Source organism: Parasphingomonas halimpatiens, from assembly GCF_036663795.1.
In the GTDB taxonomy this organism is placed as follows: Bacteria; Pseudomonadota; Alphaproteobacteria; order Sphingomonadales; family Sphingomonadaceae; genus Sphingomonas.
On the sequence record NZ_JAXOJP010000001.1, the window covers coordinates 307,342 to 333,479 of the forward strand.

36 protein-coding genes are annotated in these 26,138 nt (G+C 68.7%); 19 read left to right on the forward strand and 17 right to left on the reverse strand.

Translation table 11 applies throughout. The annotated features are described in order from the left end of the window. Positions 1-34: 34 nt before the first annotated feature. Positions 35-265: a hypothetical protein gene (locus U1839_RS01450; protein ID WP_281129706.1), complete on the reverse strand. Its 231-nt coding sequence runs from the start codon at positions 263-265 to the stop codon at positions 35-37. An 80-nt stretch (positions 266-345) separates the two neighbouring features. On the opposite strand from U1839_RS01450, the gene U1839_RS01455 reads away from it, so the two are divergent. Next, positions 346-579, forward strand: coding sequence for a hypothetical protein (locus U1839_RS01455; protein ID WP_332801895.1), 234 nt, complete (start codon positions 346-348; stop codon positions 577-579). On the opposite strand, the gene U1839_RS01460 is transcribed toward U1839_RS01455, so the two are convergent. The 3 genes from U1839_RS01460 to U1839_RS01470 form a co-directional block, all read right to left on the reverse strand. Then, positions 580-1,200: a YbhB/YbcL family Raf kinase inhibitor-like protein gene (locus U1839_RS01460; RefSeq protein WP_332801896.1), complete on the reverse strand. Its 621-nt coding sequence runs from the start codon at positions 1,198-1,200 to the stop codon at positions 580-582. Between the two features lie 79 nt (positions 1,201-1,279). After that, positions 1,280-1,720 carry a hypothetical protein gene (locus tag U1839_RS01465; RefSeq protein ID WP_332801897.1) on the reverse strand — a complete coding sequence of 147 codons (441 nt, stop codon included), beginning with the start codon at positions 1,718-1,720 and terminating at the stop codon, positions 1,280-1,282. 102 nt (positions 1,721-1,822) lie between these two features. Beyond that, the gene (locus U1839_RS01470; RefSeq protein WP_332801898.1) at positions 1,823-3,211 is read right to left on the reverse strand and encodes an APC family permease; all 1,389 of its coding nucleotides are present in this window, start codon (positions 3,209-3,211) and stop codon (positions 1,823-1,825) included. A gap of 583 nt (positions 3,212-3,794) precedes the next feature. Here U1839_RS01470 and U1839_RS01475 point away from each other — a divergent pair. The 4 genes from U1839_RS01475 (at position 3,795) to U1839_RS01490 (ending at position 5,719) form a co-directional block, all read left to right on the forward strand. Next, positions 3,795-3,989, forward strand: coding sequence for a hypothetical protein (locus U1839_RS01475; RefSeq protein ID WP_332801899.1), 195 nt, complete (start codon positions 3,795-3,797; stop codon positions 3,987-3,989). Between the two features lie 51 nt (positions 3,990-4,040). Then, the gene (locus tag U1839_RS01480) at positions 4,041-4,799 is read left to right on the forward strand and encodes an alpha/beta hydrolase (protein ID WP_332801900.1); all 759 of its coding nucleotides are present in this window, start codon (positions 4,041-4,043) and stop codon (positions 4,797-4,799) included. Further along, positions 4,796-5,239 carry a hypothetical protein gene (locus U1839_RS01485; protein ID WP_332801901.1) on the forward strand — a complete coding sequence of 148 codons (444 nt, stop codon included), beginning with the start codon at positions 4,796-4,798 and terminating at the stop codon, positions 5,237-5,239. Before U1839_RS01480 ends, U1839_RS01485 begins: the two co-directional genes overlap by 4 nt. Before the next feature lie 81 nt (positions 5,240-5,320). After that, positions 5,321-5,719: a DoxX family protein gene (locus tag U1839_RS01490; RefSeq protein ID WP_332801902.1), complete on the forward strand. Its 399-nt coding sequence runs from the start codon at positions 5,321-5,323 to the stop codon at positions 5,717-5,719. Between the two features lie 55 nt (positions 5,720-5,774). Here U1839_RS01490 and U1839_RS01495 read toward each other — a convergent pair whose 3' ends face one another. The 3 genes from U1839_RS01495 to U1839_RS01505 form a co-directional block, all read right to left on the reverse strand. Next, the gene (locus U1839_RS01495; protein WP_332801903.1) at positions 5,775-6,410 is read right to left on the reverse strand and encodes a sulfotransferase family protein; all 636 of its coding nucleotides are present in this window, start codon (positions 6,408-6,410) and stop codon (positions 5,775-5,777) included. 59 nt (positions 6,411-6,469) lie between these two features. Next, on the reverse strand, positions 6,470-6,895 hold the full coding sequence (locus U1839_RS01500; protein ID WP_332801904.1) for an organic hydroperoxide resistance protein: 426 nt from the start codon (positions 6,893-6,895) through the stop codon (positions 6,470-6,472). 61 nt (positions 6,896-6,956) lie between these two features. Continuing rightward, positions 6,957-7,355 carry a hypothetical protein gene (locus U1839_RS01505; protein ID WP_332801905.1) on the reverse strand — a complete coding sequence of 133 codons (399 nt, stop codon included), beginning with the start codon at positions 7,353-7,355 and terminating at the stop codon, positions 6,957-6,959. A 225-nt stretch (positions 7,356-7,580) separates the two neighbouring features. Here U1839_RS01505 and U1839_RS01510 point away from each other — a divergent pair, with 225 nt between their 5' ends. Next, positions 7,581-7,982 carry a hypothetical protein gene (locus tag U1839_RS01510; RefSeq protein WP_332801906.1) on the forward strand — a complete coding sequence of 134 codons (402 nt, stop codon included), beginning with the start codon at positions 7,581-7,583 and terminating at the stop codon, positions 7,980-7,982. A 235-nt stretch (positions 7,983-8,217) separates the two neighbouring features. Here the strand turns inward: U1839_RS01510 and U1839_RS01515 are convergent, their stop codons facing one another. Both U1839_RS01515 and U1839_RS01520 read right to left on the reverse strand, forming a co-directional pair. Further along, positions 8,218-9,027: a hypothetical protein gene (locus tag U1839_RS01515; RefSeq protein WP_332801907.1), complete on the reverse strand. Its 810-nt coding sequence runs from the start codon at positions 9,025-9,027 to the stop codon at positions 8,218-8,220. A 217-nt stretch (positions 9,028-9,244) separates the two neighbouring features. After that, positions 9,245-9,715, reverse strand: coding sequence for a hypothetical protein (locus tag U1839_RS01520; RefSeq protein ID WP_332801908.1), 471 nt, complete (start codon positions 9,713-9,715; stop codon positions 9,245-9,247). A gap of 94 nt (positions 9,716-9,809) precedes the next feature. Between U1839_RS01520 and U1839_RS01525 the strand changes: the two genes are divergently transcribed. From U1839_RS01525 to U1839_RS01555, 7 genes are all read left to right on the forward strand, one after another. Then, positions 9,810-10,676 carry a hypothetical protein gene (locus tag U1839_RS01525; RefSeq protein ID WP_332801909.1) on the forward strand — a complete coding sequence of 289 codons (867 nt, stop codon included), beginning with the start codon at positions 9,810-9,812 and terminating at the stop codon, positions 10,674-10,676. Further along, on the forward strand, positions 10,673-11,152 hold the full coding sequence (locus U1839_RS01530; RefSeq protein ID WP_332801910.1) for a hypothetical protein: 480 nt from the start codon (positions 10,673-10,675) through the stop codon (positions 11,150-11,152). The genes U1839_RS01525 and U1839_RS01530 overlap by 4 nt, the downstream gene beginning before the upstream one ends. 148 nt (positions 11,153-11,300) lie before the next feature. Beyond that, positions 11,301-11,564: a hypothetical protein gene (locus tag U1839_RS01535; RefSeq protein WP_332801911.1), complete on the forward strand. Its 264-nt coding sequence runs from the start codon at positions 11,301-11,303 to the stop codon at positions 11,562-11,564. Beyond that, positions 11,561-13,120 (forward strand): terminase, encoded by a 1,560-nt coding sequence (locus U1839_RS01540; protein ID WP_332801912.1) that lies wholly within the window; start codon positions 11,561-11,563, stop codon positions 13,118-13,120. Before U1839_RS01535 ends, U1839_RS01540 begins: the two co-directional genes overlap by 4 nt. Before the next feature lie 50 nt (positions 13,121-13,170). Beyond that, positions 13,171-14,004 (forward strand): protein NO VEIN domain-containing protein, encoded by an 834-nt coding sequence (locus U1839_RS01545; RefSeq protein WP_332801913.1) that lies wholly within the window; start codon positions 13,171-13,173, stop codon positions 14,002-14,004. Between the two features lie 118 nt (positions 14,005-14,122). Further along, entirely contained in the window at positions 14,123-14,830 is a 708-nt protein-coding gene (locus U1839_RS01550) for a hypothetical protein (protein WP_332801914.1), read from the forward strand. A 49-nt stretch (positions 14,831-14,879) separates the two neighbouring features. Continuing rightward, a complete protein-coding gene (locus U1839_RS01555) occupies positions 14,880-15,437 on the forward strand; it encodes a hypothetical protein (RefSeq protein WP_332801915.1) in 558 nt (185 codons plus the stop codon). 66 nt (positions 15,438-15,503) lie between these two features. Here U1839_RS01555 and U1839_RS01560 read toward each other — a convergent pair whose 3' ends face one another. Further along, the gene (locus tag U1839_RS01560; RefSeq protein WP_332801916.1) at positions 15,504-15,941 is read right to left on the reverse strand and encodes a hypothetical protein; all 438 of its coding nucleotides are present in this window, start codon (positions 15,939-15,941) and stop codon (positions 15,504-15,506) included. Between the two features lie 60 nt (positions 15,942-16,001). Further along, complete coding sequence (locus tag U1839_RS01565) at positions 16,002-16,736, reverse strand: DUF6596 domain-containing protein (RefSeq protein ID WP_332801917.1); 735 nt, start codon at positions 16,734-16,736, stop codon at positions 16,002-16,004. Between the two features lie 116 nt (positions 16,737-16,852). Here U1839_RS01565 and U1839_RS01570 point away from each other — a divergent pair, with 116 nt between their 5' ends. After that, positions 16,853-17,056 carry a hypothetical protein gene (locus tag U1839_RS01570; protein ID WP_332801918.1) on the forward strand — a complete coding sequence of 68 codons (204 nt, stop codon included), beginning with the start codon at positions 16,853-16,855 and terminating at the stop codon, positions 17,054-17,056. A 175-nt stretch (positions 17,057-17,231) separates the two neighbouring features. Here the strand turns inward: U1839_RS01570 and U1839_RS01575 are convergent, their stop codons facing one another. Further along, positions 17,232-17,597 (reverse strand): YciI family protein, encoded by a 366-nt coding sequence (locus tag U1839_RS01575; protein WP_332801919.1) that lies wholly within the window; start codon positions 17,595-17,597, stop codon positions 17,232-17,234. 279 nt (positions 17,598-17,876) lie between these two features. Here U1839_RS01575 and U1839_RS01580 point away from each other — a divergent pair, with 279 nt between their 5' ends. Continuing rightward, the gene (locus tag U1839_RS01580; protein WP_332801920.1) at positions 17,877-18,470 is read left to right on the forward strand and encodes a hypothetical protein; all 594 of its coding nucleotides are present in this window, start codon (positions 17,877-17,879) and stop codon (positions 18,468-18,470) included. Between the two features lie 30 nt (positions 18,471-18,500). Here the strand turns inward: U1839_RS01580 and U1839_RS01585 are convergent, their stop codons facing one another. Continuing rightward, complete coding sequence (locus tag U1839_RS01585; RefSeq protein WP_332801921.1) at positions 18,501-19,637, reverse strand: hypothetical protein; 1,137 nt, start codon at positions 19,635-19,637, stop codon at positions 18,501-18,503. Positions 19,638-19,833: 196 nt separating this feature from the next. On the opposite strand from U1839_RS01585, the gene U1839_RS01590 reads away from it, so the two are divergent. Next, complete coding sequence (locus U1839_RS01590) at positions 19,834-20,562, forward strand: DUF2490 domain-containing protein (RefSeq protein ID WP_332801922.1); 729 nt, start codon at positions 19,834-19,836, stop codon at positions 20,560-20,562. A 13-nt stretch (positions 20,563-20,575) separates the two neighbouring features. Here the strand turns inward: U1839_RS01590 and U1839_RS01595 are convergent, their stop codons facing one another. The 3 genes from U1839_RS01595 to U1839_RS01605 all read right to left on the reverse strand — a co-directional run bounded on the left by U1839_RS01595 (position 20,576) and on the right by U1839_RS01605 (position 21,829). Continuing rightward, on the reverse strand, positions 20,576-20,944 hold the full coding sequence (locus U1839_RS01595; protein ID WP_332801923.1) for a hypothetical protein: 369 nt from the start codon (positions 20,942-20,944) through the stop codon (positions 20,576-20,578). Between the two features lie 125 nt (positions 20,945-21,069). Continuing rightward, positions 21,070-21,264, reverse strand: coding sequence for a hypothetical protein (locus U1839_RS01600; RefSeq protein WP_281129101.1), 195 nt, complete (start codon positions 21,262-21,264; stop codon positions 21,070-21,072). 115 nt (positions 21,265-21,379) lie between these two features. Continuing rightward, entirely contained in the window at positions 21,380-21,829 is a 450-nt protein-coding gene (locus tag U1839_RS01605; RefSeq protein WP_332801924.1) for a helix-turn-helix domain-containing protein, read from the reverse strand. A gap of 352 nt (positions 21,830-22,181) precedes the next feature. On the opposite strand from U1839_RS01605, the gene U1839_RS01610 reads away from it, so the two are divergent. The 3 genes from U1839_RS01610 to U1839_RS01620 all read left to right on the forward strand — a co-directional run bounded on the left by U1839_RS01610 (position 22,182) and on the right by U1839_RS01620 (position 25,032). Then, positions 22,182-23,243, forward strand: coding sequence for a sensor histidine kinase (locus tag U1839_RS01610; protein ID WP_332801925.1), 1,062 nt, complete (start codon positions 22,182-22,184; stop codon positions 23,241-23,243). Between the two features lie 63 nt (positions 23,244-23,306). Beyond that, complete coding sequence (locus U1839_RS01615) at positions 23,307-24,080, forward strand: arginine deiminase family protein (RefSeq protein ID WP_332801926.1); 774 nt, start codon at positions 23,307-23,309, stop codon at positions 24,078-24,080. Between the two features lie 16 nt (positions 24,081-24,096). Then, complete coding sequence (locus tag U1839_RS01620; protein ID WP_332802084.1) at positions 24,097-25,032, forward strand: acyltransferase family protein; 936 nt, start codon at positions 24,097-24,099, stop codon at positions 25,030-25,032. Positions 25,033-25,053: 21 nt separating this feature from the next. On the opposite strand, the gene U1839_RS01625 is transcribed toward U1839_RS01620, so the two are convergent. Then, positions 25,054-26,079 carry an acetamidase/formamidase family protein gene (locus U1839_RS01625; protein WP_332801927.1) on the reverse strand — a complete coding sequence of 342 codons (1,026 nt, stop codon included), beginning with the start codon at positions 26,077-26,079 and terminating at the stop codon, positions 25,054-25,056. Positions 26,080-26,138: the final 59 nt, after the last annotated feature.

Below are 26,138 nucleotides of genomic sequence, written 5' to 3' on the forward strand. Positions count from 1 at the left end.
CGGGCATGTCGCACCGCCCCGTTCGTTCGCGCGATCACCCATTGATGCTGTCATACAGCCCCTCGAGCCGGTCGACATCGGCGACGACGGTCTGCTGCTCGTGCAGCCAGCGCGCGGTAGCGTCGTGCATCGGCTTGCCTTCGCGACCGTCATGCAGCGTGGCGCCCTGTTCGATCAGGAAGATCATGTCGCGGGCGCGCGTGCGCTGGAGCCGCAGATGCGTCATCCATTGTTCGACGATCTCGGCGGGAACGGGCCTTTTCATGCAACTCTCCTGTCGGGTGGCATATGGGGAACGGGGTCGGTACATCACAGGGGCGCCGACGGGATGCGGGAGGACATTGCGTGACGAACGACCTGACGAGCGAACGCGCCGACCTGACGCGCCTGGTGAGCCTGCCGCTGATGTTCGGCCTGGTTGCCGCGCCGCTGCTGTTCGGCTGGTTGCTGTTGCGGCGCGGTTATGCGCCGAGCCTGCGTCGCATCGTCTGCGTCTATGCGCTGCTCAGCCCGGTGCTTGCCTTGTTCGTGATGGCGGTGTCGCTGGTCGCCCGGGCCGCGATCGGCGCGGGCGGCTGATCAGGCGGGCGCCGCGCTTGCCGTGCCGATCGGTACGGTCGCTTCGGCGTCGCGCGAATAGGTACCGGTGAGCAGGCCGAGGCCGATCACCTTGCCCGCCATCGCCGCGACCAGCGCGGTGCGGCCGGGATTGGCGCCGAGATCGAGCCGCTCGGACAGCGCGAACAGCTGAAAGACATATTCATGCTCGCCGTGGCCACGCGGCGGATCGGGCGGCAGCCAGCCCTCGACGAAGCCGCTGTTGAGCCCGACATCGCCGCGATCATCGTCGCCGCCGCCATCGGGGACGATCGTGCCTTCGGCCAACTCTCGCGTCTCGGGCGCCATGTCGGCGACGATGGCATGGACCAGTGGGCGTAGCGCCGGCGCGTCGGGGTCCTCGACGATCAGCACCAGCGCCTGCGTTGCCGCCGGCAGCTCACCCCAGTTGAGCGGCGGCGAGACGCCGGCGCCATCGGCGGTGAAGCGATCGGCCAGGCGGCCGCCATTGGCGAAGGCCGGGCTCGACAGGTCGATGAAGCTGTCGGTGGCAAGATGGGGGTCGACCGCGCTGAGCTTGGCATGGCCGGCGCGGACATTGTGCAGCAAGGCGCCGAGCCAGGTAGGGACATGTTCGAGCATTGCCGGTCTCCGAAATGTGTTTTGCCTACACAACCATCGAGCGCGTCCGAATATCCGTGATGATGCGTAGCGCCGGCGATCAGGCGGCGGTGCGCATCCGACAGGCGTGGCGCAGCGCGCGGCGCCGGGCGCGGAAGCGGTAGCGCCACAGCCCGGCCTGGGCGCGCGGCGGCATCGGCAGTTCGCGGCACGGTGGCGCGCGGCGCACCACGCCGCCGGCCGCCGGCGCGAGCATGCGGCGGCAGCTCGGGCGGATCGCGAGATAGGCGCGTTGCGCTGCGGCGGTCGCCTCGTCATGGACCTGGTCGCGCTCGCCGGGGCGCGGGCGGAACGGGCCTTGGCCGAACCGGCGATGCTCCTCGCGGAGCGCGGCGAAGCGCGACGCCGCCCAGAAGCGATGCGCCAGCCGGTACCCGCGATCGAGCCGCGCGCGCAGCTCGTCATCGACCGGCGAGACGGCACAGAGCGAGCGCCGCGTGCCATCGGTATTGACCCAGATTTCGTAAAGCAGTTGCGCCATCGAACCCCCCGATTCTGCACACAGTTTACCGAAATCGCGGCGTGATGCGAGCGGGATGTGCCGTAGCACATTCCCGCCAGGGTACAGCGCCGCGCGGCCGCTTCAGGCCGTCGCGTCCGCCGCGGCGCTGACCATCGTCCAGCGTGCGCCGCGACGATCGAGCACGAAGCGGTGGTAGAGCAACGACAGCAGGATCACTGTCGCAACCGCGATCACCCCCGGGCGGCCGCTCGCGACATCCTGCCAGGCGATGATCGCCAGCGCGGCCGCGCCGATCAGGCTGACGATGTGCGTCAGCGGGAACAGCGGCGCGCGATAGGTGCCCGGACCACCGGTCAGCCCGCGCCGCCGCCCGACGATGCCGGCGATGTTGAGCAGCACCCATTGCGCGATGCCGCAGCCCGAGGCGAGCACGATCAGCCGCGACAGGCCGAGAAAGCAGCACGCCACCGCCGAGAGTGCGACGACCAGCGTGGCGATCCATGGTGACCCGAAACGGGCATGGATGCGCACCAGCGCCCGGTTGATCGGCGCGCTCCAGATGCGGTCGCGGCCCGAGCTGTAGAGAAAGCGACCATAGCAGGTGATGCCCGAGACCAGCGCGTTGAACAGCGCGGCGATGACGCCGATCGTCACCAGGGTCGCGATCAGCGGCGAGGCGCGCTCGGCGAGGAAGGCGGTGAACGGCGCGTCGCTCGAGAATACCGAAGGCAGATGCTCGGTGCCGATGACGATGCCGAGCACCGGCACGAACTCGAACAGGATGGTCATCATCACGATGGCGATGACCAGCCGGCCGACGCTGGCGGGGGCGTGCATCTCCTCGCTGAAATAGATCGCCTGGCCTGCGCCGCTCGTCGCCCAGGACGCCGCCGCCACGGCCAGCCCCATGCCGGCGAGCGTCAGGTGCGTCGGCGCGCCGCCGGCAAAGGCCAGCGGCGCGGTGAAGACGGCGCCCAGCGATTGCACCGGGTGCATGAAGCCGAGCAGCGCGATCAGCGCCAGCGCGCCGAGTTCGACGACGAGGAAGGTGCCGGTCAGCAGGGCGCCGGTGCGGATGTTGAGCAGCGCGATCGCCGCCGCCAGCGCCAGCGCGGCAAGCGCGATGCCGAGGGCGGGCAGGCCCGGCGCCAGCACGTGCAGATAAAGCCCGACGCCGGTTGCCGAGACGGCGATGAACACCGGCGTTTGGAGCAGGTTGACGCCGAACTGCACGAAGCCGGCGCGCGGGCCCAGCGTGTTGCCGATCGTCGCATAGTCGCCGCCGGCGAGCGGGAAGGAGGAGCCGAGCTCGGCCTGGGCGAAGGTGAAGATCAGCGTCAGCAGGCCACCCAGCAGAAACGCCAGCGCCGCCCCGGTGCCGGCCTGGTGCAGGATATCGGCCCCGGCGACCAGCACCGAGGCACCGGGCGAGAGGACCGAAAGCGTCAGCATCGTCACGCCGATCGGGCCGAGCACGCGTTGCAGGGGCGGGGCCGTCACGTCGTTCATGCAGGGTAACTCCATATGGTGTGAGGCGGTATTTCGGGTGGCTGCGCTACCGTGTAGCGTAACGGTGGCGGGCGCCTTGTCCAGCAGGCCGGAAATGACCTTCGTGCAGGATTATCGCGCGCTCGGCGCTGCTGGCGGGAAACGCTTGTCTGCCAGCACTTCCTTGCGGCGCACGTTCGCGGCAAGGCGATCGGCGCTCCAGCCTTTTTCAATGCCGGGAATGGACGATGTCCGTTCATATCAAATGTCTTTCGCGCGCAGTTTTGTCAGATGCACGTCGAACACATCATCCGCCGGTATCGGTTTTCGTTAAGGCGGTCGTGGCCGATTTTGTCGCCGTCGATTCGGGCATAGGCAGTTTAGTATTGCGTCCCCGAAATACGCGGCCAAGCGCCGACCGCCAGCGTCGCCGCGCACCGACCCGCGGTTGATCGCCGCATGCCAGGTGCCGTGTTCCGGTGCGTTGCGCCGGCGCTGCGCCGCCACCGGGCACTCTTGCGGTCTCGTCGTCGAATGATGCAGAAAATCTACCCTGATCCAGCGATTTTTTGTGCGGATTTATCCCTTATACTGCAATGGCTTGATGAGCTTCTCCCCTGCTGGCGAAAAGCACGGGAGAAGAGAGCGGGGAGCAGGGGAGAAATCGCTGTCCCGCCGCGTGGGAATTCGCGCCAAGCAGGGGCGCGTTCCCGGCTGGATCGACGATGCGAAAGAGCAGGCGCTTACCGGCTCGAAGCGATGCGCGCATGCTGCCATGGACCAAATCGGCGAAAATTGAATCACGGGCTTCCGGCTTCCCATAACCCGCGCAACGCGTCAGGAAGCACGCATGACCGCGCCGTGCCGCATCGTCTATCTCCACGGCGTGCCCGGCGGCCCGGGCGAGCTGGCGCTATTCGGCGGCGCGCCCTTTGCGGGATGCGACCTGTACGCGCCCGACCGCACCGGTGATGCGCCAGCGGACTGGGACGCGCTGGCGGCGGCGATCGACGCGCGCTTCGCCGGGGAGCCGGTCGCGCTGGTCGGCTTCTCGCTCGGCGCGTTCGTCGCGTTGCAACTGGCGGCGCGGCTCGGTGCGCGGGTGACGCGGATCGACCTGATCGCGGCCGCGGCGCCGCTGGAGAGCGGCGATTATCTCGCCGCGATGGCCGGCGCGCCGGTGTTCCGCGCGGCGCAGGGGTCGCCATGGCGTTTTGCCGCGTTGCTGCGTTTCCAGGCACTGCTGATGCGGGTGGCGCCGGCCCTGCTCTATCGCATGGTCTTTGCCGGTGCGGCGGGGGCCGATCGCGCGCTGGTCGGCGCGCCGGGTTTTCGCGATGGCATCCGCGCGATCCTCGCCGCGGCGCTGCGCGACGGGGCGCCGGGTTATCGTCGCGAGCTGCTGGCCTATGTTGCGCCATGGTCTTCGGTTTTGGCCGAGGTGACGGCGCCGGTGACCTTGTGGCACGGCGATGCGGACACTTGGACGCCGATCGCGATGGCCGATGCGCTGGCGGCAGCGCTCCCCAATGTCGTGGCGGTGCACCGCCTGGCGGGGCTGTCGCATTATTCGACGCTGGCGCATGTGCTCGGTGCGTGTCGGCAATGATCGGGCAACGGAGCATGCGTCCGGCGCCGATCATCTGGTTCGAGCGGTTGATCGTCGCGACGCTGCTGCTGGGCGCGCTGGAAACCTTCATGATGTCGGGCGTGCCGTGGCGTTACGCCCTCAACGTCGCGATCGTCATGCGGTATCTGATCATGGCGGCGCTGGTGGTCGCGGTGATGCTGCGCATCTCGCGTTCGGGCAGCAGGATCGCGATGTGGTTCGCGATTCTGTGGAGCGTCTGCGATGTGGCGGTAGTCTTTACGATCGGTCGGCCGCTCATGCTGCAGGCGATGGCGCCGGGCAAGATTCCCGGCTGGACCTGGCTGGGCGTGGCGCATGTCGCGGTGCAACTCATCGCCTGTGCCTTGCTGCTCACCCCCGCCGCGCGGCGCTGGAGGAGGGGCGATTCGCTCGATCGTCTGGAGCGGACATTTTCCTGAGCCGCCGCGCCGCGTTCGCGTCGATTGACCCGCCTGCCGCATCGGTTCAGGCTGGGCGGACCACGGCAATAGGGGGTGACAATGGGCTTTCTCGACAATCGCGGGCCGCAACTGCGCGCGCTGCTGCGCATCATGGCGGCGCTGCTGTTCATGGAACATGGGCTGATGAAGCTGTTCGCCTTTCCGGCGGCGCAGCCCGGCGCGCCGTCACCCCTGCCGGCGATGCTCGTCGCCGCCGCAGTGCTGGAGGTCGGCGGCGGCGCGCTGATCGCGCTTGGGCTGTTCACCCGGCTCGCCGCCTTTGTTTGCGCCGGCGAGATGGCGGTGGCCTATTTCATGGCGCACGGGTCGAAGACCTTCTGGCCGGCGCTCAATGGCGGCGACGCGGCGATCCTGTTCTGCTTCATCTTCCTCTACATCGCCGCCGCCGGGCCGGGCGCGTGGAGCGTCGACGGGATGCGCGGCAAGAATAGCGGCTGATACGCGTACGCCGGGTGCCGCCGATGGCGGTACCCGGTAGGGCGTCGGGCAGGCGTCAGGCGGGCTCGCCGCCGAACTTCACCCAGAAATCGTCGCGACTGTTGGTGCGCGGAAAGGGCGTGTCGGGCACCGCGACGCCGAGGAACGCGCATAGCGGCGCCCATCCTTGCGCGACGTCGAACACCAGCAACCGTTCGGCCGGGATCGCCGCGCGGACATCGGCCTCGCGCCGGGCATAGGCGGCCAGGGCATGGTCCTTGTCGGTAGCGCGGCCGCCAAAGGTCTGCGTGCCGACGATCGTCTCGACCGCCGCGCTCATCGCGGCGACATGCGGCGGCATCGGCAGGCCGCGATAGATCGCCAGGAACTTGCCGATCGTCCCCGAAAAACTGTTCCACCATGCCTCGGGCGGTCGCACGCTATGGATCACCCTGGCGTCCGGATAAGCCGCGGCAAGTTCCCGCCAGACATGCGCGCCCGGCCAGTCGATCTGTGCGCCATAGCCGGCAAAGACTTCGTCCCAGTCGACCGGCTCGTCACGCGCGACAGCGCACCAAAAATCGACCTGCTTTGGATTCGGGAACACCTCCTCCATATGGTGGCACGGCCCGAACCCGAGCAGTTCCAGCGCATCCTTGAGCGAGCGCGTGCCCGTGCGGCCGAAGCCCGAGCCGATGACCGACAATGCCATGATGACGCCCCCGCTATCCCCGGCGGCAGGATAGCGGAGATCGTCAGCCGGGCAACGCCTTATGCCACGGTCAGCCCGACATCGACATTGCCGCGCGTGGCGTTGGAATAGGGGCAGACCTCATGCGCGGCATGGACGAGCTTTTCGGCCTCGGCCCGGTCGACGCCGGGCATGCTGACGGTCAGGTCGGCGGTGATGCCGAAACCGCCCTCGGCGCGCGGGCCGAAGCCGATCTCGGCGGTGACGCTGGCATCGGCCGGCACCTTGACGCCGACCTTGCCCGACATCGCCTTCATCGCGCTGAGGAAACAGGCCGAATAGCCGGCCGCGAACAGCTTTTCGGGATTGGCGCCGACGCCGCCGGGGCCGCCCATTTCCTTCGGGATGACGAGCGTGACATCGACGCTGCCGTCGTCGCTGCGCGTGCGTCCGTCGCGGCCGCCGGTTGCGGTGGCGCTGGTCTTGTAGATCACGGTGACGGACATCGGCTTGCTCCTCGTCGGGAAATCACAGGCGCGATATAGGGGGCGGTTGGCGGCGGACAACTCAGGACGGTACGGCGCGGCGCAGCGCCGGGAACAGCGCATACGCGCCTTGCGCGGCGAGACCCGCCGCCGCGGCAAAGTGGCGATAGCCGGCGAAATGCTGCGCCGGGGTCTGGCCGAACAACAGCACGGCCAGGCCGAATTCGGCGACCATCACCAGCGCGAAGGCGAGCAAACCCATCGCCAGCCGCGGCGAAGTTTGCGGCGGGACGGCGAAGCGCCGCACGCACCAGCCCGCCGCGACCCAGCTCGCCGCCAGCATCACCGGCAGTTCGACCAGCACCGCCGCCGTCTCGCCGATGCGCGGGATGACGAACAGGACACGGATCGTGCCGAGCAGGAAACCGAGGCCGAAGACGATGGCGAAATAAGCGAGGGCGGCGGCGATGATGCGTGTCATGCGTGCTTCCGTACATGGCCTGGCTTCGAACCGGTTATTTGTTCGCGCAGAGGCGCAGAGGCGCAGAGAGGTTTCTTCTTCGCGCCTTTTCCGGTTGTGTTCCGGATTCTCCTACCTGTCTAGGAGTTTTCCTGCGATCTTGGCGTCTGACAACCCAATGGCGCGTGTAACGATTGTATCAGTTCGGCGCGGCGGCTAATCTGCCCCTCAAGGAGCCACAATCATATGACGTTCCTGATTTTTCTGCTCGCGCTCATGGGCTCATGGCAGGCCGATCCCGTGATTACCGATAATCGGATCCCCGATGGCGCTGTCGTGGCGGCGATGGAAGCGCGCATCGTCATGCCAACAGGCGCGGAGCCTCTTGAAAACTATGATCGAAAATACACCCAAGCACGCGTCGATGGAAAGGACATGATCCTTGGGCAGTTGATTGACCACCGTTTGACGGTGGAGATAGCTGACGGTGGCCATGGGCCTCTGCCTCCGCCGGTTCGCCGCGTGCTTATGGGCGATATGCAGATGGTTTTCGACGGCGGTTGCGGTATCATTACTGTGACCTACGAACTGGATTCCAGTTCGCCGCCAAAGGCGTTTTGCAACCCGCAGGGCCCACACCCGCAGTGACGATTGCCCGCGACGTTCATGCCGCGCGTTCATCATCGATCCCCTCTATCACACGGTCATGATCGCGACAGCGCCGCGAGATACTCTGTGCCTCTGCGCCTCTGCGCGAACCAATCATCTGGCTGCACTGGCGGGTACCGCGCTTGAGGGCGAGGCCGAAGATGGCGGCGAGACGGGTAAGGGCTGCTCCTTCCCGGCGCGCCGTGTGGTTGTGGTGAGCGCCGCTTTCGGGCGCTCAATCGATCGCGCCGATCGAGGCATGCAGCGAGACCACTTTGGCCCCATTGCTCGATGGCCGATCGTCACGCTGTTCAGCGACGATCCTGAGGATGACGAATTGGCGACCGCGATCCTGGCCGGTCCACAGCGTCAGTTCGTCGTCGAAGATCGATGAACCTTGCGCGTCCTTTCGGGAATGGCTGGCCACGTCGCCCAATTGCTTGACCGTCATCCGCTTGAGCAGCGCGATCGCATCGCAGGGCGCGCTGTCATCCGGCCGCTTGGCCTGCGTCGTGTCCTGGCAGGAATGGGGAACGTCGAGCCGGCCCGACTGCGCCCTCGCGATCATCGCATCGAGCAGATCGGCACCGCGCATGGCGGCGGATGGGCTGTCCGCCCGGATCATGTGATCGAAGTCGCGATAGGCGGCGCAGGCTTTCTGGCCGGCGGGCGCCGGCTGGTCGGGCGAGGTCGGCCGCTTCCAGATACCGAACCGCTCGCCGACCTTCACGTCGTTGTCGGGCGTGTTTGCGACGACATGCGCCGCCAGCGTGTAGGTCCCGATGCGGCAAAGGGAGCCACCGACGAGGGTGGGCTGTTCGTAGAAGGTGACGCCGTCGGGGCCGCGCGGCTGGCCGTGGCGGTTGTCGGCGACGAAATGCTTGTCGATCCGCGGCATCAGGCGCGCGGCGCGTTCGTCCGATGACGGATTGTCGCGTGCTACCCTGGTCGGGGCGCCGATGCGGCCGGTCTGCCAGCCCCACCAGCCGATCGCCAGCGCTGCGGCAATTGCCACCACCAGCAGGACGAGGGGGCGTGAGCGCATTACTGTGGCGTAGCGTGTCGAGGCTTGTCTCACCAGCCGGGAGATGTGCCGCACTGGCTGGCAATGGGCGAGGATTTTAGGGCAGGAAAAATCCTAGACAGGTAGGATAATACGGAACACAACCAGAACATGCCCACCGCCACGCGACTCGAACCGATCGTGCTTCAGGAACCGCAATGCGATGTCGGGTGCCGGACGTGCCTGCTCGAATGTGCGATCATGCCCGAGCGGTTGGCGTGGTGGCACGGCGAGATCGAGCGGCTGTATCGCGAGCGGGCGCTGGCGGCGGATCGGCGGCTTTACGATGCCCCGCTGCGAATAGCCGAAGCCGCGTCAGCAGCGCTGGCCCGACGAATGGCGGATAGTCCGCGAGGGCGGTGCCCGCCGGCAGCTCGGCCTGCACATCGGCCAGCATTTGCGCGAGTTCGGCTGCATTAGGCAACGTGTCGGCCGGCGCGGGGGCGGGGTCGCCGGCGAGCAGCGCGGAAAGGCTCAGCCCGGCGGTGCGCGCCAGCGCCTCGACCGTGTCGATGCGCGGCATCGTGCCCTTGCGCAGATCACGCCAGAAGCCGGTATTGACCCCGGCGTCGAGGCACCAGCGCCGATCCGACAGCGGCTTGCCAGCGTCGTCGTGCGGGCGGGCCGCCTCGAGCAGGGCGACGATGTTGGCGGCGGGAGTGTCGGTCATGTGCGAAGGATCGCACATCGTTAGCGGCGGCGCTATTTGAGATATTTCGCACAATAGCATTGCAATGTGAGAAATATCGCAATATCGCGATGGCATGCAAGACAGTGAATCAAGCAGCAGCGCCCCGCTCGACCGGGGCGGTCCCGCCAATGGCTATGCCCGCATCCACCGGTCGCTGCTCGGCCATCCGGCCTTCCGCAACGATGCCGAGGCGATGGCCTTTGCCTGGTTGGTGCTGCGCGCCGGCTGGCAAGCGGGGCGCGTGCGCTACAAGGAGCGAATGATCGGGCTGCGGCGCGGGCAACTCGCGCTGTCGATCCGCGATTTCGCGGCGACGATGGATCGACCCAAGGGCTGGGTCGAGCGGCTTTTCGCACGCCTTCGCGACCAGACCATGATCGAGACCAGCGTCGGACACGGCGTGTTGGTCATAACGATATGCAATTACGACTTTTATCAGGCGACCGGCGACGATCGCGAGACAGGCGCCGGGACGCGCGGCGAGACACTGGCCGGACAGCGGCCGGACACAGATAAAAGAAGGGAAGAATCTAAGAAAGGGAATCCCCCGCTGGCAGCAGCGGGTGGGGTCGCGAAAACTTTTCTACCGGGGGATTGGGTGGTCCCCCCTATCGCCGATCTGCCGCCCAACGCGCGCGCCTGTGCCGCGCAGTGGCGCGCCGAAAGCTATGCCGCACAAGGCGAGGCGTTCGCGGGTTATTGGCGCGGGCGCCGTGGGCGCAATGCCGATTGGGTGGCGACCTGGGCCAATCGCGTCGTGACGATTCACGGGATGGTGATGCGCGACGAGAAATTCGGCCGCGCCCCGCCCGCCGGCACCACCGCGCCGCCGCGCCCGGCGATGAGCGCCGATGAGCGCGCCGCCTATCTCGCCCGACTCGCCGCCCAGCCCTGGGCCGCCGCGACGCCGCAAGCCCTCACATCGGGAGCCATGTCATGACCGACCAGCCCGTCCCGCCGCCCGCCCGCATCGCCTTGCCCGGCACGCTCTACCCGTCGCACATCCTGGCGTTTCGCTGCATCGAGGCGGCGGCGAATGAGGGGCGCTATGTCACCGCCGCCGAACTCGATGCGGCGATCGGCAGCGAGAATGTCGCCGGGTCGACCCAGGCCGCGGCGTGCCGCGCGCTCGAACGTGCCGGGTTGATCGCCACCACCAAGTTCCAGCGCGGGCGGCAATTCACCGTGCTGGCGACGGGGCGCAAGACCGCCCCACCGCGCAACACCACGCCCCACTGGCGCACGCTGAAACGGCCCAAGCGGCTGCCCTCGCTGGCGACCGAGGCGCTGCGGCGCAGCGAGCCCGATCTCGCGCGCCAGATGCTCAACGCCGCGCGTGAGGAGGGGATGAGCATGCCCGAATTGCTGCTCGAGCTGGTGTGGGTCGGGTGGCGCCATCGCAACAAGGGGCGGTGACCAGGCGCGCACCAGCTCCCTTCCTGTTCCCCGGCGAAGACCGGGGCCCAGTTGGGAGGAGATGGGTAACGGCGCGGCGCGCTCCATCACGAACATCGTCAAACTGGGCCCCGGCCTTCGCCGGGGAAGGAAATAAAGGAGAATGAACATGGCCACCAAACGCCCGTCCGCCCGCCTGCTCACCGACCTAGCTCGCGCACAAACCCAGGCGGCGGTCGCGGTGCTGGTGACGATCATGACCGAGGAATCGGTGACCGCGCCCGCGCGGATCGCGGCGGCCAATGCGCTGCTCGATCGCGGCTGGGGGCGCCCGCGTGGCGAGGTCGAGGCCGCGCCGGCGATCGACATCGCCGCGATCGTCGCGCAGCGCCGCCGGCAGGTCATCGAAGGGCTGAAGGACGAGGAGGCGTGAGCAGGGCCACCCCCGCGACCATCGCGCGCGACATTGCCGGGCATTGCCACAGCCCGCTCGGCCATGCGCTCTACGCCTATGCCTGGGGGGTGGGGCCGCTGGCGGGTGAGAACGGCCCGCGCAAGTGGCAGCGCGATGTGCTGGCGGCGATCGGCCGGCATCTCGCCGATCCGGCGACGCGCCACCGGCCGTGCCGCGTCGCGCGCGCCAGTGGGCATGGCATCGGCAAGTCGGCGCTGATCGCGATGATCGTGAAGTGGGCGCTCGACACCTGCGAGGACACGCGCATCGTCATCACCGCCAATACCGAGAGCCAGCTGCTGACCAAGACCGCGCCCGAGCTGGCGAAATGGTCCAACCTCGCGGTCACCGCCGACTGGTTCCGCCCGACCGCGACCGCGCTGATCTCGACCGCGCCGGGCCGCGACAAAAGCTGGCGGGCCGATCTCGTCACCTGGTCGGCGACCAACACCGAGGCCTTTGCCGGGCTGCACAACAAGGGGCGGCGGCTGGTGCTGGTGTTCGACGAAGCCTCGGGTATCGATGCGCGGGTGTGGGAGGTGGCGCTGGGCGCGCTGACCGATGTCGCGACCGAGATCATCTTTCTCGCCTTCGGCAACCCGACGATCAACAGCGGGCCGTTCCGCGAGATTTTCGGCCGTCACCGCCATTTGTGGAACACCGGCCAGATCGACAGCCGCACGGTCGAGGGGACCAACAAACCCTATCTCGACGAACTGGTCGCGACCTATGGCGAGGACAGCGACATCGTGCGGGTGCGTGTGCGCGGGCAATTCCCCAGCGCCTCGTCGATGCAGTTCATCGCGCAGGATGTGGTCAGCGCGGCGCGGACGCGCGAGCCGCCGCCGGGGTTGTCGGGCGATCCGGTGATCTTCGGGGTCGATTGCGCGCGTTATGGCGACGACCATTCGACGCTGGCGATCCGGTGCGGCCGCGATGCGCGCAGCCGGCCGTGGAAGCGCTGGTTTCACCAGGACGCGATGACGCTGGCCGGCGATATCGCGCTGGAGGCGGCGCGCTGGTTTCCCGACGAGATCTTCGTCGATGCCGGCAATATCGGCGCGGCGGTGATCGACCGGTTGCGGCAATTGCTGCCCGATACGCTGGTCGCCGAGGTGTGGTTCGGCAGCACGCGGGTGCGCGAGGCGCGCTGGGCCGGCGAGACACGCATCCGCGTCGCCAACAAGCGCGCCGAGATGTGGACCAACCTGCGCGCCTGGCTCGGCGGGGCGGGCGCCGGCGCGTGGGACGGCCCGGGCGGCGGCGGCTGCATCCCCGACCATCAGGGCCTGGCCGACGACCTGACCGGGCCGCATTACGGCTTCAACGCCGACCAGGCCGTGCTGCTCGAGGAAAAGAAACATATGAAGGCGCGCGGGCTGGCCTCGCCCGACGATGCCGATGCGCTGGCCTGCACCTTCGCCGAGCCGGTGCTGCCGCGCGCGAAGCCGGCCTATCTCGATCGCACGCGGTGGAGTGGTGCGGGGCGGGCGCGTGGGGAGGAGGGGGATTTGTATGCGGAGCTGCGGGGGTGAGCAATGCGTCATGCCGTGACATCGCGCTTTTCCTTGGATAGCCTGCGGCCATGTCACGCGACGATTGGACCGATGCCCAGAATGACGGGCTCGTGGCTGATTATTTCGCGATGCTTGCCGACGATCTCGCGGGGCGCAGCTACAACAAGGCAGCGCACAACCGTGCCCTGCAATCGGCGATTGGTCGCACGCGCGGATCGATTGAGTTCAAGCACCAGAATGTCAGCGCGGTTTTAAAGGGGCTCGGCGAGGCATGGGTGACGGGTTATCTGCCCGCGTTAAATTATCAGGACCGCCTCATCGACGCGGTGGCGCGCTGGCTCGCCCTTCACCCGGCCTGGCTGTCGCGTCCGCCGGCTGCTGTCGGCGCGGCGCGGGTGGCGGAGGCCGCACCCTTATGGATCGGTCCGCCACCGGCGCAGCGAAATGCACCGCCCCCGGACGAACTGGCACAGATGACGGGTATCGCACGCCGCTTCGACGTCGCCGAGCGCGACGCGCGCAATCGGGCGCTCGGTCGCGCCGGCGAAGAACGCGTGCTGGCGCACGAACGCATGGCACTCGCCCATGAAGGGCGGCACGACCTTGCCCGCAGTGTCAGATGGGTATCGGACGAGGATGGCGATGGCGCGGGTTACGACATTGCCAGCTTCACGCCGACCGGCGGCGCGAGGCTAATCGAGGTCAAAACGACCAATGGCTGGGAACGCACGCCCTTCCATATCACCCGCAACGAACTGGCCGTCGCCGAGGCGCGGCGCGATGACTGGTGCCTCGTGCGGCTATGGGACTTTGCGCGCGCGCCGCGCGCGTTCGAGATCCGCCCGCCGCTCGATGCGCACGTCGCGCTGACACCGATGAGCTTTCAGGCCAGTCTGTTATAAGCGCGACGGTTCGAGAGAGACGAACCGAGGCCGAAGCCCAGCCCATAGCCCATTGCGTCGCCGCCGCTTCTCCGCTTGAAGCTGAGCGAAAGCGATCGAACCGGGGGGCAGCGCGCAGATGGAAATCCACATCCCGAAGATGGTGCATGGCTGGCGCGCGCTGGCCAAGGAAGTCGGGATCATCGTCATCGGTGTGCTCATCGCGCTCGGCGCCGAACAGGCGGTGCAGGGGGTCGAGTGGCGCCACAAGACCGAGGCGGCCGAAGAGGCGATGCGGCGCGAGCTGAGCAAGGACGATGGGCCGCAGGTGTGGGGCCGCTACGCCATGCACCGGTGCATCGACGACGCGCTCGACGCGATCCGCGCCGGCGCGGAGAAGCCTGTCGGCCGCGCCGAGATGGTCGCGCTGATCGCGCGCCACCGCACGCCGTTCTGGACATGGGATTCGCTGGCCTTTTCCGCCGCCAATGCCTCCGACGTGTCGCTGCATCTGCCGAGCGAGACGATGCATCGCTGGACGCTGGCCTATGCCGCAATCCCGGCGCTCAACCAGGCCAATGTCAAGGAATTCAACGACGGCGCGGACCTTGCCGCGCTGAGCAGGACCGGCGGGCCGCTGTCTGAGGCCGAGCGCGGCCAGATCCTGCGTGCGGTCGAGATGCTGCGGCGTGACAATGCGACGATCTTCGTCGGCGTGCGCGTCGCGCTGCCGTCGATCTACAAGACCGGGGTGCGGATCGATCCGACGGTCAGGCAGGCCGTCATGGCGGCGGCGGAGCGCGATTACGGCAAGGCCTGTCTCGTCGCGCCGCCCGAGCCCGCCTGATCGGGTTGCGCGCACCCGCGACGCCGTCTCACGCATTGAGCGCTTCATCATGCCGCGCCAGCTCAAGGTCTTTCGCACGCCGATCGGGTTTCACGACGCCTATGTCGCGGCGCCGAGCCGCAAGGCCGCGCTCGAAGCATGGGGCAGCGACGCCGATCTGTTCGCGCGCGGCATGGCGGATGTGGTCACCGATCCGGCGCTGACCGCCGATCCGCTGGCGCAGCCCGGCGTGGTGATCCGCCGCACGCGCGGCTCGGCGGCGGAGCATTTCGCGGCCTTGCCTGCCGACAAGGCCAAGCCTCAGCGGACGCGTGACGAACCGCCTAACCTCGAAAAGGTCGCCGCGGCCGCGAAGCCCGTCGCCCGCAAGCCCAAGGCGAGGCCGCGACCAAGCCGCGCGACGCTGGACGCCGCGCAAGACGCGGTCGAACGGGCGGAAAGGGACCACCGCGATCAATTGACGGCGCTGCGGCAACGCGAGGAAGCGCTGGCGCGCGAGCGCCGGGCGCTGGAGCGGCGCCAGGCGGAAGAGGCCGCGGCGCTCGCCGACGGTCTCGCCCGCGCGCAACAGGCCTATGATCGCGCCATCGCCAAGTGGCGGGGATGACGCGCGTTGCGCATCGGGGCACGCCGATGACGCGACCTCGATGTGGCAGCGCTGCGGGTGGCAGGCTCAGCGATTGTCAGTGGACGAGCCCATCAGCGTTGCCGTGGGGATGTCGCGCCGCATCATCGCCTCGATCTCGTGCTGGAAGCGGATCAGGGACGGATAGTCGGTATCGAAACGAACCCGACAGCTGTTTTCGGGCGCGTAATAATTGGCGAGCGCCACCTCGGCGACCACCGCGCCGCTCGCGCCGGTAGGGGCAATGCTGAGCCGGGTGATGGCGGTATAGCGTCCTTTCTCGCCAAAGCCCCAGTCGCAGGCGACCGGATCGGCGACGGTGAGCGGGAAGCGCCCCAACGTCGCCGCGAAATCCACCACGTCCTGCCATTGCACCCACATGCCGTTGCGGCCGCTGAACTCGGGCGTGTGCAGATGGGCGCGCAGCCAGCCGAAATCATCGCCGTCGCGGTTGAATTCATAGGTGAAGGACAGGCTGCAATTCATTGTCGGGAGCGTGCCACGTCTCCCGCCTGTTCGCCAAGGCTTTGAACGCGTCCTCCCGCCTCACGGCCGCCGCCGCGCCAGCCACGCTTTTTCCGCCGGTCCTTCGGCGAGCGCGATCGCCTGGTCGTAGCTGGCGCGGCTTTCCGCGGCGCGGCCCAGCCGGCGCAGCAGGTCGGCGCGCAGCGCGTGCCAGGGCTGGAAGCCGGCGAGGCGCGCGTCGGCGAGGCGGTCGATCTCGTCGAGCGCGGCTTGCGGCCCGGTCAGCTCGGCCAGCGCGACCGCGCGGTTGAGGCGGACGATCACGTCGTCGCGCTGCCGCAGCATGGCGTCGTAAAGCTGCAGGATCGTCGGCCACGCCACCGGCTCGTCGCGGCTGGCGCGCGCGCACCACAGGCCGTGGATCGCCGCGTTGAGCGCGCGCGGCCCGAACGCGCCGAGATTGCCGGCGCGGTGGAGAAAGCGATCGGCCTCGTCGATCAGCGGCCGCCGCCACAGCGCCGGGTCCTGCTCGGACAGCGGGATCATCGCGCCCTCGGCATCGACCCGCGCCGGCCGCCGCGCCTCGGCATAGCGCACCAGCGCGGCGAGGCCGAGCACCTCGCCCTGGTCGGGCAGCAGCGTCGCCAGCGTCGCGGTGAGCGCGAGAATCTCGCTGGCGAAGCCGGCATGCCGGCCGGCGCCGGCGGCGTCGGCGTCGGCGTCGGCGTGCGCCCGGGCATAGGCGATGTCGAGCGTCGCCAGCACCGCCTCGAGCCGCGCCGCCCGATCGGCCGGGCCGGGGAGGGTGAACGGCACCCCGGCGGCGGCGATCTTGCGCTTGGCGCGCGTCAGGCGTTGCAGCAGCGTCGGCTCGGGGAGGGAGGAAGGCGGCGGCGATCTCGGCGGCGGACAGGCCGCAGACGAGACGCAGGGTGAGCGCCGCGCGCGCCTCGGCGGCGATCGCCGGATGGCAGCAGACGAAGATCAGCCGCGACCGCTCGTCGGGGATCAGCCGGGCCTCGTCGGCGACATGGTCTTCGGGCGTCACCGCCGGCGGTGGCGGGTCGGGCGGTAGGCGGCGGCGCACGGCTGCGCGGCGCGTGGCGTCGATCGCGCGGCGCTGGGCCACGCGATAGAGCCAGGCCAGCGGATCGTCGGGTTCGCCCTCGATCGGCCAGCGTCGCGCCGCCGCCTCGGACGCATCGGCATAGGCCTCCTCGGCGAGATCGAGATCGCGAAAGCGCGCGGCGAGCGCCGCGACGATCCGCCCGGCATGCGCGCGCACTGCCCGATCGAGCGCGCCCGCCACGCTCAGCCCGCCTTGCGCTGGTCCTGGCCCAGCAGCGGGCGGATTTCGACCGCGCCCTCGGCGAGGATCGGGATGCGCCGGGCGATGGCGATGGCATCGTCGAGATCGTCGGCCTCGATCAGATAATAGCCGCCGAGCTGCTCGCGCGTTTCGGCAAACGGGCCGTCATGGACGATCTTATCGCCGCCGGCGGTGGTGCGCACCGTCGTTGCGGTCGGCGTGTTCAGCAAACCCGCGCCGCCCAGCTGCTTCGCGCCGAGCTCCTGGCTCAGCGCCATGTGCCCGGCGACGATCCGGTTCATCGCGTCGCCCGCCTTGTCCGGCCCATAGCCGCGCTCATCCTCATAGATCAGCATGATGTACTGCATCGTTCGTCTCCCTCACCTCCCGCACGGCGTGCACGGGATTATCGCAAAGACGCGCGGGCGGCACCGGATTCGACAGCGCGGGCGGGGCGGTGGTGCATTTTATGCAACACGGACGGCGCGGTCGCGTCGAAGGTGCGGTTACGGGTCGTCACGACATGCCGCCGCGGCCATCGGCGGCGCGTTGCGATCGGTGTGCGATGCGACGTCGAAGCGGCTTGGTCAAAAGCCCGCTGGACGCCGCAATCCCCCCTGTAATAGGCTGGGAAAGGGGAGAATCGCATGCGTATTAAAATGATGGTGGCGGCGTTGCTCGGCGTCGCGGCGATTGCGCCGGTGCCGGCGCTGGGCCAGATCTGGATCGGCCAGATTGCCGGGGAGATGGCCTCGCAGGCGGCCGCGGCGGCGCGCGAGCGGGCCTGTCGTGCAGGTGTCCCCGCGTCCGATAAGCGCATTGCCGAAGCGACGAGCGCGGCGGCGACGTTGATGCAGGGTTATTTTGCGCTCAGCGCCAGGGCGAAGGCGGGCGATTTTAAGCGTGTCTTTGCGATGAAGGTCCCCGATGTGAGCTGGAAGGGGCCGGACGGTGTCGTGCCGATCGCCGCGCTCGGGGCGTTGCTCGATACGCCGGTGCCGACGCTCACGCCGGTCAATTTCGTCGTCGGCGGCGACGGGACGACGGCGCGCGGCGTGTGGCAGGCCAGCTATGCCGATGGCACAAGGCCGGGCGAATTCTATGCGGTCGATTTTACCGGCGGTTCCGGTTCGATCTGGAGCAGCGGCTGGCGTATCTGGCACATGACGCTGGTGCCGGGCGATCAGGCGCCGCCCGCGCCCGCCGCTTATTGCCACTATGACAAGGACCAGGCCTGGTAGGCGGCACGCGCCGCACCCGGCTTCGTGGCCTCAATAAACGTCGCGCAGCCCGGTGCCGTCGCCCTTGTCGTCCAGCGCGACGGTGACTTCGGTGAGCGATGCCGGCGCGATGAGCGCGCGGCGCGACCATAAGGGCAGGGTGACGCCGCCCTGTTTGTCGCGCTTCAGCCGGCGCGACCAGATCAGCACGCGCCGCTCGCCGCGCCGGGCATAACCTTCGAACATGGCGCGGCTGGGGGTGAGTTCGGCCAGCACGATGTCGAGCGTCAACGGACCCAGATCGTCGCCGGCACGCTCGGTCAGCGCGATCGGCGCGGTGATCGGCTCCAGCGCGAAGCCGCCATCATAGGGGCCGGCAAGCCAGTCGAAGCCGGCCGGTCGGAATACGGCGTAGAAGGTGCGAAAGGTGCTGAAGCAATAGACGCTCGGTGCGGGCGCACCGCCGGCGGAGGTCTGCATCACCGGGCCGCACCACGTCGATCCGGCATCGCGCAGCAACGGGTGGCGCTGCGACCGGTAATCGACCTGGTGGAACACCGCCCCGGCCTTTGCCGCGATCTTGACCAGTCCGTCGGAGGTGGCGACGTCATGGTCGAGCGTCGCGGTACGCCAGCGCTCGATCCTGCCGGTCAGCAGGACGCCGCCCTTGGTCACCGGACCCGTCGTGGCGACAAGGCTTTCGGGCAGGAAACGCAGCCCGCCGATCGTCGCCGGGGCATCGCGATAGGCGGGCAAGGGCGGCACCGTCGGTGTCAGCACGGCGGCGATGCGCGCGGCGAGATCGGTCGCCAGAAAGCGTTCCTCCCATGCCCGCTGCGCGGCGGGATCGCGCTTGAGATATTCCGCCTTCTCCGCCGCGGTCAGCGGCACCGGCGCATAGCCCATATTTTCGAGGCAAAAAGCCTCGCCCTTGCGGTGCGCCTTGCCGTCCTCGATCAGCGCGATGATCAGAAAGGCGATCGACGCGCCCATTGCCGCGGGCATCCCGCCGCCGCCATAGCCGGCCGGCATCGGCGTTCGCGTGACGTCGGGCATATCGGCGCCGGGCGCGTCGGCGACGATCTTTGCGCATTGCGCACGATCGGCATCGCGTTGCGCGATGCTGCCGCCGGCACGCGCGAGCACCGTGATCGGCTTTTCCGGCGCCGCGAATGCCGGCGAGGTCATCGCCCCGATACACAAAGATGCGAGCAATGACCGCGCAACCGACATACGTCCCCCGTCGTATCACGGCGATTCCGATCTTCGCCGACCCCGATCCGAGTATCGGGCGGCGAAGGCCGAAAGCAATCCACTATCGACGACTGCGGGAGTCGGTCGACCCGATCCCGCACAGGCGGCACGCCGTGGCCACGCGGACGCGATGAGCCTGCCCGCCGCCCATCGCGCCCTGCGCATCGCCGGCAAGATCGGCTATGGCGCCGCGATGCGCCGCCTCGCTCTCCTGTCCGCCCCGTGCCTGTTGCTCGCCGCCCCGGCCTGGGCGGATGGGCCGTTGCAGGCATGGCCGGCGCTGTCGGTGACCGTGCCGCTGGGCGGCAAATGGTCGGGGACGGCGGAGACGCTGGCGCGCGTGTCGCGCGCGCCGCGGCAACGGGCCAACCAGTATCGCTGGCGCTTGCAGCTGGCGCGCGCGCTGTCGTCGCGGCTGACGGTTGCGGTGAGCAGCGGCCATCTCGTCACCGACAATGTCGGGCGCCGCGATGGCATCGAGGACCAGATCGTCGAGCAACTGGTGTGGACGGTCGGCAAGATCGGGCCGGCCACGCTCACCACGCGCACCCGGATCGAACAGCGTTTCATCGTCGGGAATGACGGGCTGGCGTGGCGCCTGCGCGAGCAGCTGCGCGTCGTCGCGCCGATCGGGCGCTCGCCGCTGTCTGCCGTGCTGTGGGCCGAGCCGTTCATCGCGCTCAACCGCACCAGTGCGACGCGCGAGACCTTCGACCAGCTGCGTGTCTTTGCCGGGGTGTCGCTACGCGTCTCGCGCCATGCCGATATCGAGTTCGGTTACCTCAACCAGCATCTCCACCGGTTGTCGGGCAATGTGTCCAATGATGTCGTGCCGGTGGTGCTCAACCTGCATTTTTGAGCGGGACGTTACCTCAGCGTACCGCCGACACGCGCCCGAGAATGACGCTGTCGTCGTCATAATCGCGCGCGCCATAGGTCGGACGGATCAGCATGATCGCGGCGGCCTCGCCCAGCGCGACGGGCAGCAGGGCGTAGCGATGCAGCACCAGCGCAGCGAACAGCGCGCAGCCCAGCGTGACCAGCGCCAGCAAGGCGAGGATGCCGAACGACAGGCGACTGCCGCCGATCCCGTAAAGCGCGAGCGACGCGCCGCCGCCGATCGCGCAGGAAATCGCCACCTCATTGGGCGCGACCACCGCCAGCCATAGCAGCGACAGCGCGAACAGCGCGATGCCGGCCTGGATCCGGCCGCTCCACACGAACGCTCCCTGTAATGGCATTGTCATTCCCCTGCTTGCGCGCGGTCCTTCAACGCCAGCATGGCAACGAGGTTCCGTCCTCGGCAAGCGGGCGCGATACGATTCCGGTGGATAACCCGGCCGCGCGCCGCGATGGCCCCCGCCCGTCACAGCAGGCGCGCCTGCTCGCCCGGCCCGGTCAACGCCGCGCGGGCATGTTGCGCCGCGCCTACCGCCTGGCGGTAATGCACCGTGCCATAACGCTCGGCCTCGTCGAAGCCGAACGGCGCCCAGTCGTCACTCGGATAACAGGCGTCGTAGATCGCGCGTGCCGCGGCACGCAGCGGCCCATCATGCTCCATGCGGGTTGCTCCATCGTCATCGAATCACCGCGCGCGGCGGGCATTCGGTTTAGAACAAAATGGGAACAAAAGGCAAGCCGCGCGCCGCGATGCTGCGCGGCATCCGCCGCCGGGGTCAAAGCAGCATCCAGGCGCACCATCCCGCGACGGCGATCAGAAAGGCGATGAACAATGTCGCCGCCGCGGCGATCGCGACATGCCGGTCGCGCTGTTCCTCGATCCCGGCGATCGGCGTGTAGCCGCGCGTCGCGACGCGCGACAGCGCCGCGCGCACCGCCACGGCGACGCGGCCTTCGTCCACGCCGAGACGGCGGGCATAAGTCGTGCCGAAGGCGATGGCGCCGGGGCGCGCGCCGGGATCGGCGAAATCGCTCGCCTCGATCGCGCGCAGCACGCGCGCCGGGATGCGCGTCTCGACCGCGATGTCCTCGATCGTCAGGTCTCGGGCGAGCCGCGCGGCGCGCAGCGCCTCGCCGGCGGCAGGTTGATCCGCCGCCATTCCGTCGACGTCGATGGGCGCCGGGGAAGCCGGCAGCGCGCCGCCGCCTGCGGGTGACGTTATCATTTGCTCCGCGCTATTCGAAAAATCCATGCATCACTCGCCCCCCCGGTCAGACCCGACGTGGCGTTGCCGCGCGCAGCATGACAGGCTGTTCTCGGGCGATTTTGTCGCGCCGCCGAGCAGGCCGCAACGTTGTGCATACCCAAATTGATAACGGTACCAGTCGGCGGGCCGCGCGATCGCCATCGCGACGGGCGACGTGCGCGACGATCGGAATAAGATAGGTCGCGGCGAGCGAGCATGTTAACGTACGTTAAATGCTCGGCTTGCGGACCGCGGACGGTTCGGGAGCCGAGTCGATGCTACCGGGTATGGCTTTCGCTCCGCGAGTCTCCGGCCCCCAAAGGCTACGGCCATGGAATTCATTACGCCCATCGCCCATTCCGCCGAGACGAGCCTCGGTCTGGCTCTCGTCATGTCGTCCGCCACACCGCTGCTGCTGCTCGACGAAGAACTGGCCGTCCGCGCGGCGAGCAGCTCCTTCTGCACCGCGTTCGATCTCGACCCCGCCGCCGTCACCGGCGCCACGCTGCCCGCGCTCGGCACGGGCGAGTGGGGCGGGCGGCAGCTGCGGTCGCTGTTGCGCGCCACCGTGACGGGCGATGCGGCGGTCAAGGCCTATGACATGGATCTGGTGCGCCTGGGCCATGATACGCGCCAGCTGGTCGTCAACGCGCACCTGCTCGATTATGTCGGCGCCGATGCGCGGATCGCCGTTGCCATCCAGGACGTCACCGACCTGCGCCGGATCGAGCGCCAGAAGGATGACGTCATCCGCGAAAAGCACGTGCTGATGCAGGAGCTGCAGCACCGCGTCGCCAACAGCCTGCAGATCATCGCCAGCGTGCTGATGCAGAGCGCGCGCAAGGTGCAGTCGGACGAGGCGCGTGCGCAGATCAACGACGCGCATCACCGCGTCATGTCGATCGCGACGCTGCAGCGCCAGCTTGCCGCGACGCGCGCCGGCGATGTCGTGCTGAAATCCTATTTCGGGGAACTGTGCGACAGCATCGGCGCGTCGATGATCTTCGACCATGACGCGCTGACGCTGGAAACGATCGTCGACGACAGCGCCGCGCCGTGCGAAGTCTCGGTGAGTCTCGGGTTGATCGTCACCGAACTCGTCATCAACGCGCTCAAGCATGCCTTTCCGGAAGCCGCGCATAACGGCGGGATCACGGTCGAATATTGGTCGCGCCCGACCGGGTGGCGGCTGACGGTCGAGGATAATGGCGTCGGCATGCCGGACGATCCGGCGGACGCCAAGCCCGGGCTCGGCACCGGCATCGTCGAGGCGCTGGCGAATCAGCTCGATGCGACGGTGACGGTGACCGGGCTCAACCCCGGCACGCGGGTGGCGATCACGCACAGCAATGCCCGGGGTGCCCCATCGACCAAGCCCGACACGGCGGTCTGAGCGCCCAACGAGGAACGCGCGGTGCTTGCGCCCGCGCGCCATGCCCGGCACAACGCGATCGTCATGCGATGCTTTGATTTCACCCAGGCGATCGTGCGGGCACCGGGGCGCTCGGTGGTCGATGGCCTCAGCGCACAGGACGGGCCGGCGCCCGACTTTGCCGCGGTCGTGCGCGAGCATGACGGCTATGCCCGCGCGCTCGCCGCGTGCGGGCTCGACGTGACGATGCTCGATCCGCTCGAGGCGCATCCCGATGCGCTGTTCGTCGAGGATCCGGCGTTGGTTTTTCCCGAAGGCGCGATCGTGTTGCGGCCGGGTGCGCCGAGCCGCGCCGACGAGGCCGCGCTGCTGCGGCCCGCGCTCGAACGGCATTTTGCCGATGTGCAGGTCCTGGACGACGGCCATGCCGATGGCGGCGACGTGATGGTCACGCCCGACGTCGTGATGATCGGCCTGTCGGCACGCACCGACGCGGCCGGGGCGGTCGCGCTGAGCGCGGCGCTGGCGCGGCTCGGCCGGCGCGCGATGATGGTCGTGCCGCCGGCCGGCGCGCTGCACCTCAAGACCATCGCCAGCCTGATCGACGAGGAGACGATCCTCACCACGCCCGAGGGCGCGGCGAGCGGGCTGTTTTCGCGCTTTCGCCAGATCGTGCTCGCGCCGGACGAGGCGGCGGCGGCCAATGCCGTGCGTATCAACGACACGCTGCTGCTTCCCGCGCATCATCCGCGCATCGCCGATCAGCTGGCCGGGCTGGGCCATCACCTGATGCTGCTCGACACGACCCATGTCGCGCGGATCGATGCCGGCCTGTCGTGCATGTCGCTGCGCTGGTAGTCGCGGCAGCGTGACGATGATCGATGGCGCGGACATGCGCGTGGCGCCCGCGCCCGACGCGGCCGCGAAGGCGCCGCGCACCCAGGCGATCGAGCTGCTGCGCATCCTTGCCTGTTTCGGCATCGTCGCGTTTCACGATGAGGCCGCGTTTCACGACCTCGCTTATGCCGGGCTGATCGCCTTTCTGATCCTGTCGCCGTTCGTCGATCTCGGTTTCAATGCGACGCGGGTCCGTTCGCCGGTGGCGCTGGCGCGCGCGCTGATCGTGCCGTGGCTGTTCTGGCTGGTCTTCTATGGCGGGCTGAAAGTGTTGCGCGGCTATCCGTTCATCCCCGACGGCAATGTCGTGCTGGCTTTGCTCCAGGGGTCGACGCCGCATCTGTGGTTCCTGCCCTTCATGTTCGGCGTGCTGGTCATGCTCAACGCGATCAAGACGCGCGTGCCGCCGGCCGCGCTGTTCTGGCCCGCGCTGCTTGCGGCGGCCCCGCTGTTCGCCTCGGCCGCATGGTGGCGGCCGCTGTCGGCCGAGTGGACGCCGCCGCTGGCGCAGTGGATGCATGCCGCGCCGGCGGTTTTCGCCGGCATCGCGCTCGGGCTTGCGCCGCGTCTCGCTTATGGTCGGGCGATCGCCGCCGCGCTGCTGCTCGCCGCGCTTGCCATCGCCGCTGCTGCGCACCTGCCGGGAGTCAGCCTGACCTATCCCGTCGGCGTCATCGTCACCGCCATCGTCGCCTGGTGGGGCGGGCGGCTATGGCCGGCGCGGTGGAATGTCGCGCCGGTCGCGCGGTGCACGATGGGCATTTATCTGTCGCACATCGTGTGGCTGTCATTCGTGCGGCATTATACCGGATCGTCCAACTATCTGACGGTCGCCGTCACCTTCGCCGCCGCGCTCGCCTCGGTCTGGGTGGCGCGCCGCTTCGTGCCGATGACGCGGCTGGTGTTGGGGTGAGGGCGGCCGGGGCGGGCGGGGTTACTTGCCGGCGAACAGCCGCTTCGGCAGCACGACGTGCACGCCCTTGTTGCGGTCGACCAGCTCGGTCACCTCGACATCGCCGGCGACGCTGACCAGCATATAGGCGTCGTCGCGCGTCATGCCCTTCGCCGCGACGAGGAAGTCGATCATGTTGCGCAGCGCCTTGCGCGTCGCGTTGCTGAGGTCGTCGTCGAAGCCCATCGCGATGAACGCGTCGGGCGTCTCGGCGCGCGGATAGGGCAGCTGCGTGTCGCTGCCCTTCTTGTGCAGGATGAACTGGAAGGTGCCGGTCAGCGAGGTTTCCAGCGCGGTGATGTCGACCTCGCCATTGCCCTGCGCGGCATGGCCGTCACCGGCCTGGAACAGCGCGCCCCTGGCATGGACCGGCAGGAACAAAATGGTGCCGGCGACCAGCGCCTTGTCGTCCATATTGCCGCCGTTGATCGTCGGTGGCGCGCTGTCGTAGCGGCCGAAGGCGGCCGGCGGGGCGACCCCCATGCTGCCGAAGAACGGGCGCAGCGGCACCTCGATGCCGGGGCCGAACAGCCCGACCATGCGCGTGCGGTCGAGCGGCACGATCTTCATCCGCGCATAGGGAAAGTCGTCGGTCAGGAAGCCCGCGCCATAACGAAAGGCGTTATAGGCGTAAGGGATGTCGATGCCGATCTTGAGGATGCGCACCTCGAGCGTGTCGCCCGGTTCTGCCCCCTCGATCGCCACCGGCCCGGTCAGGATATGCCCGCCCGGCCCGCGCGCCGACGCCGGAACGCCGTCATAGACCGCGCGCAGCTCGGCCTGGATGTCGCTCGGCGCGACCCCGGCCTTGGCGAGGCCGGTCGGGCTGTTGGTGAGCAGCGTGTGCATCACGACGATGTCGCCCGACTGGACGACCAGCACCGGCGCGTCGCCGGCGTCGTAGTGGCCCCAGGCGACGGTCTGCGACGAGGCGGGCAGGTCCCAGGTTTTCGCGGTGGCCGGGGCGGCGAGGGTGAGGGCGAGCGCGGCGAACGGAAGGATGCGCATGGGGGCTGCTTTCTCGATGTGACGGGGGCGTTGATGTTGTCCAACACTGTCCGGGCTTT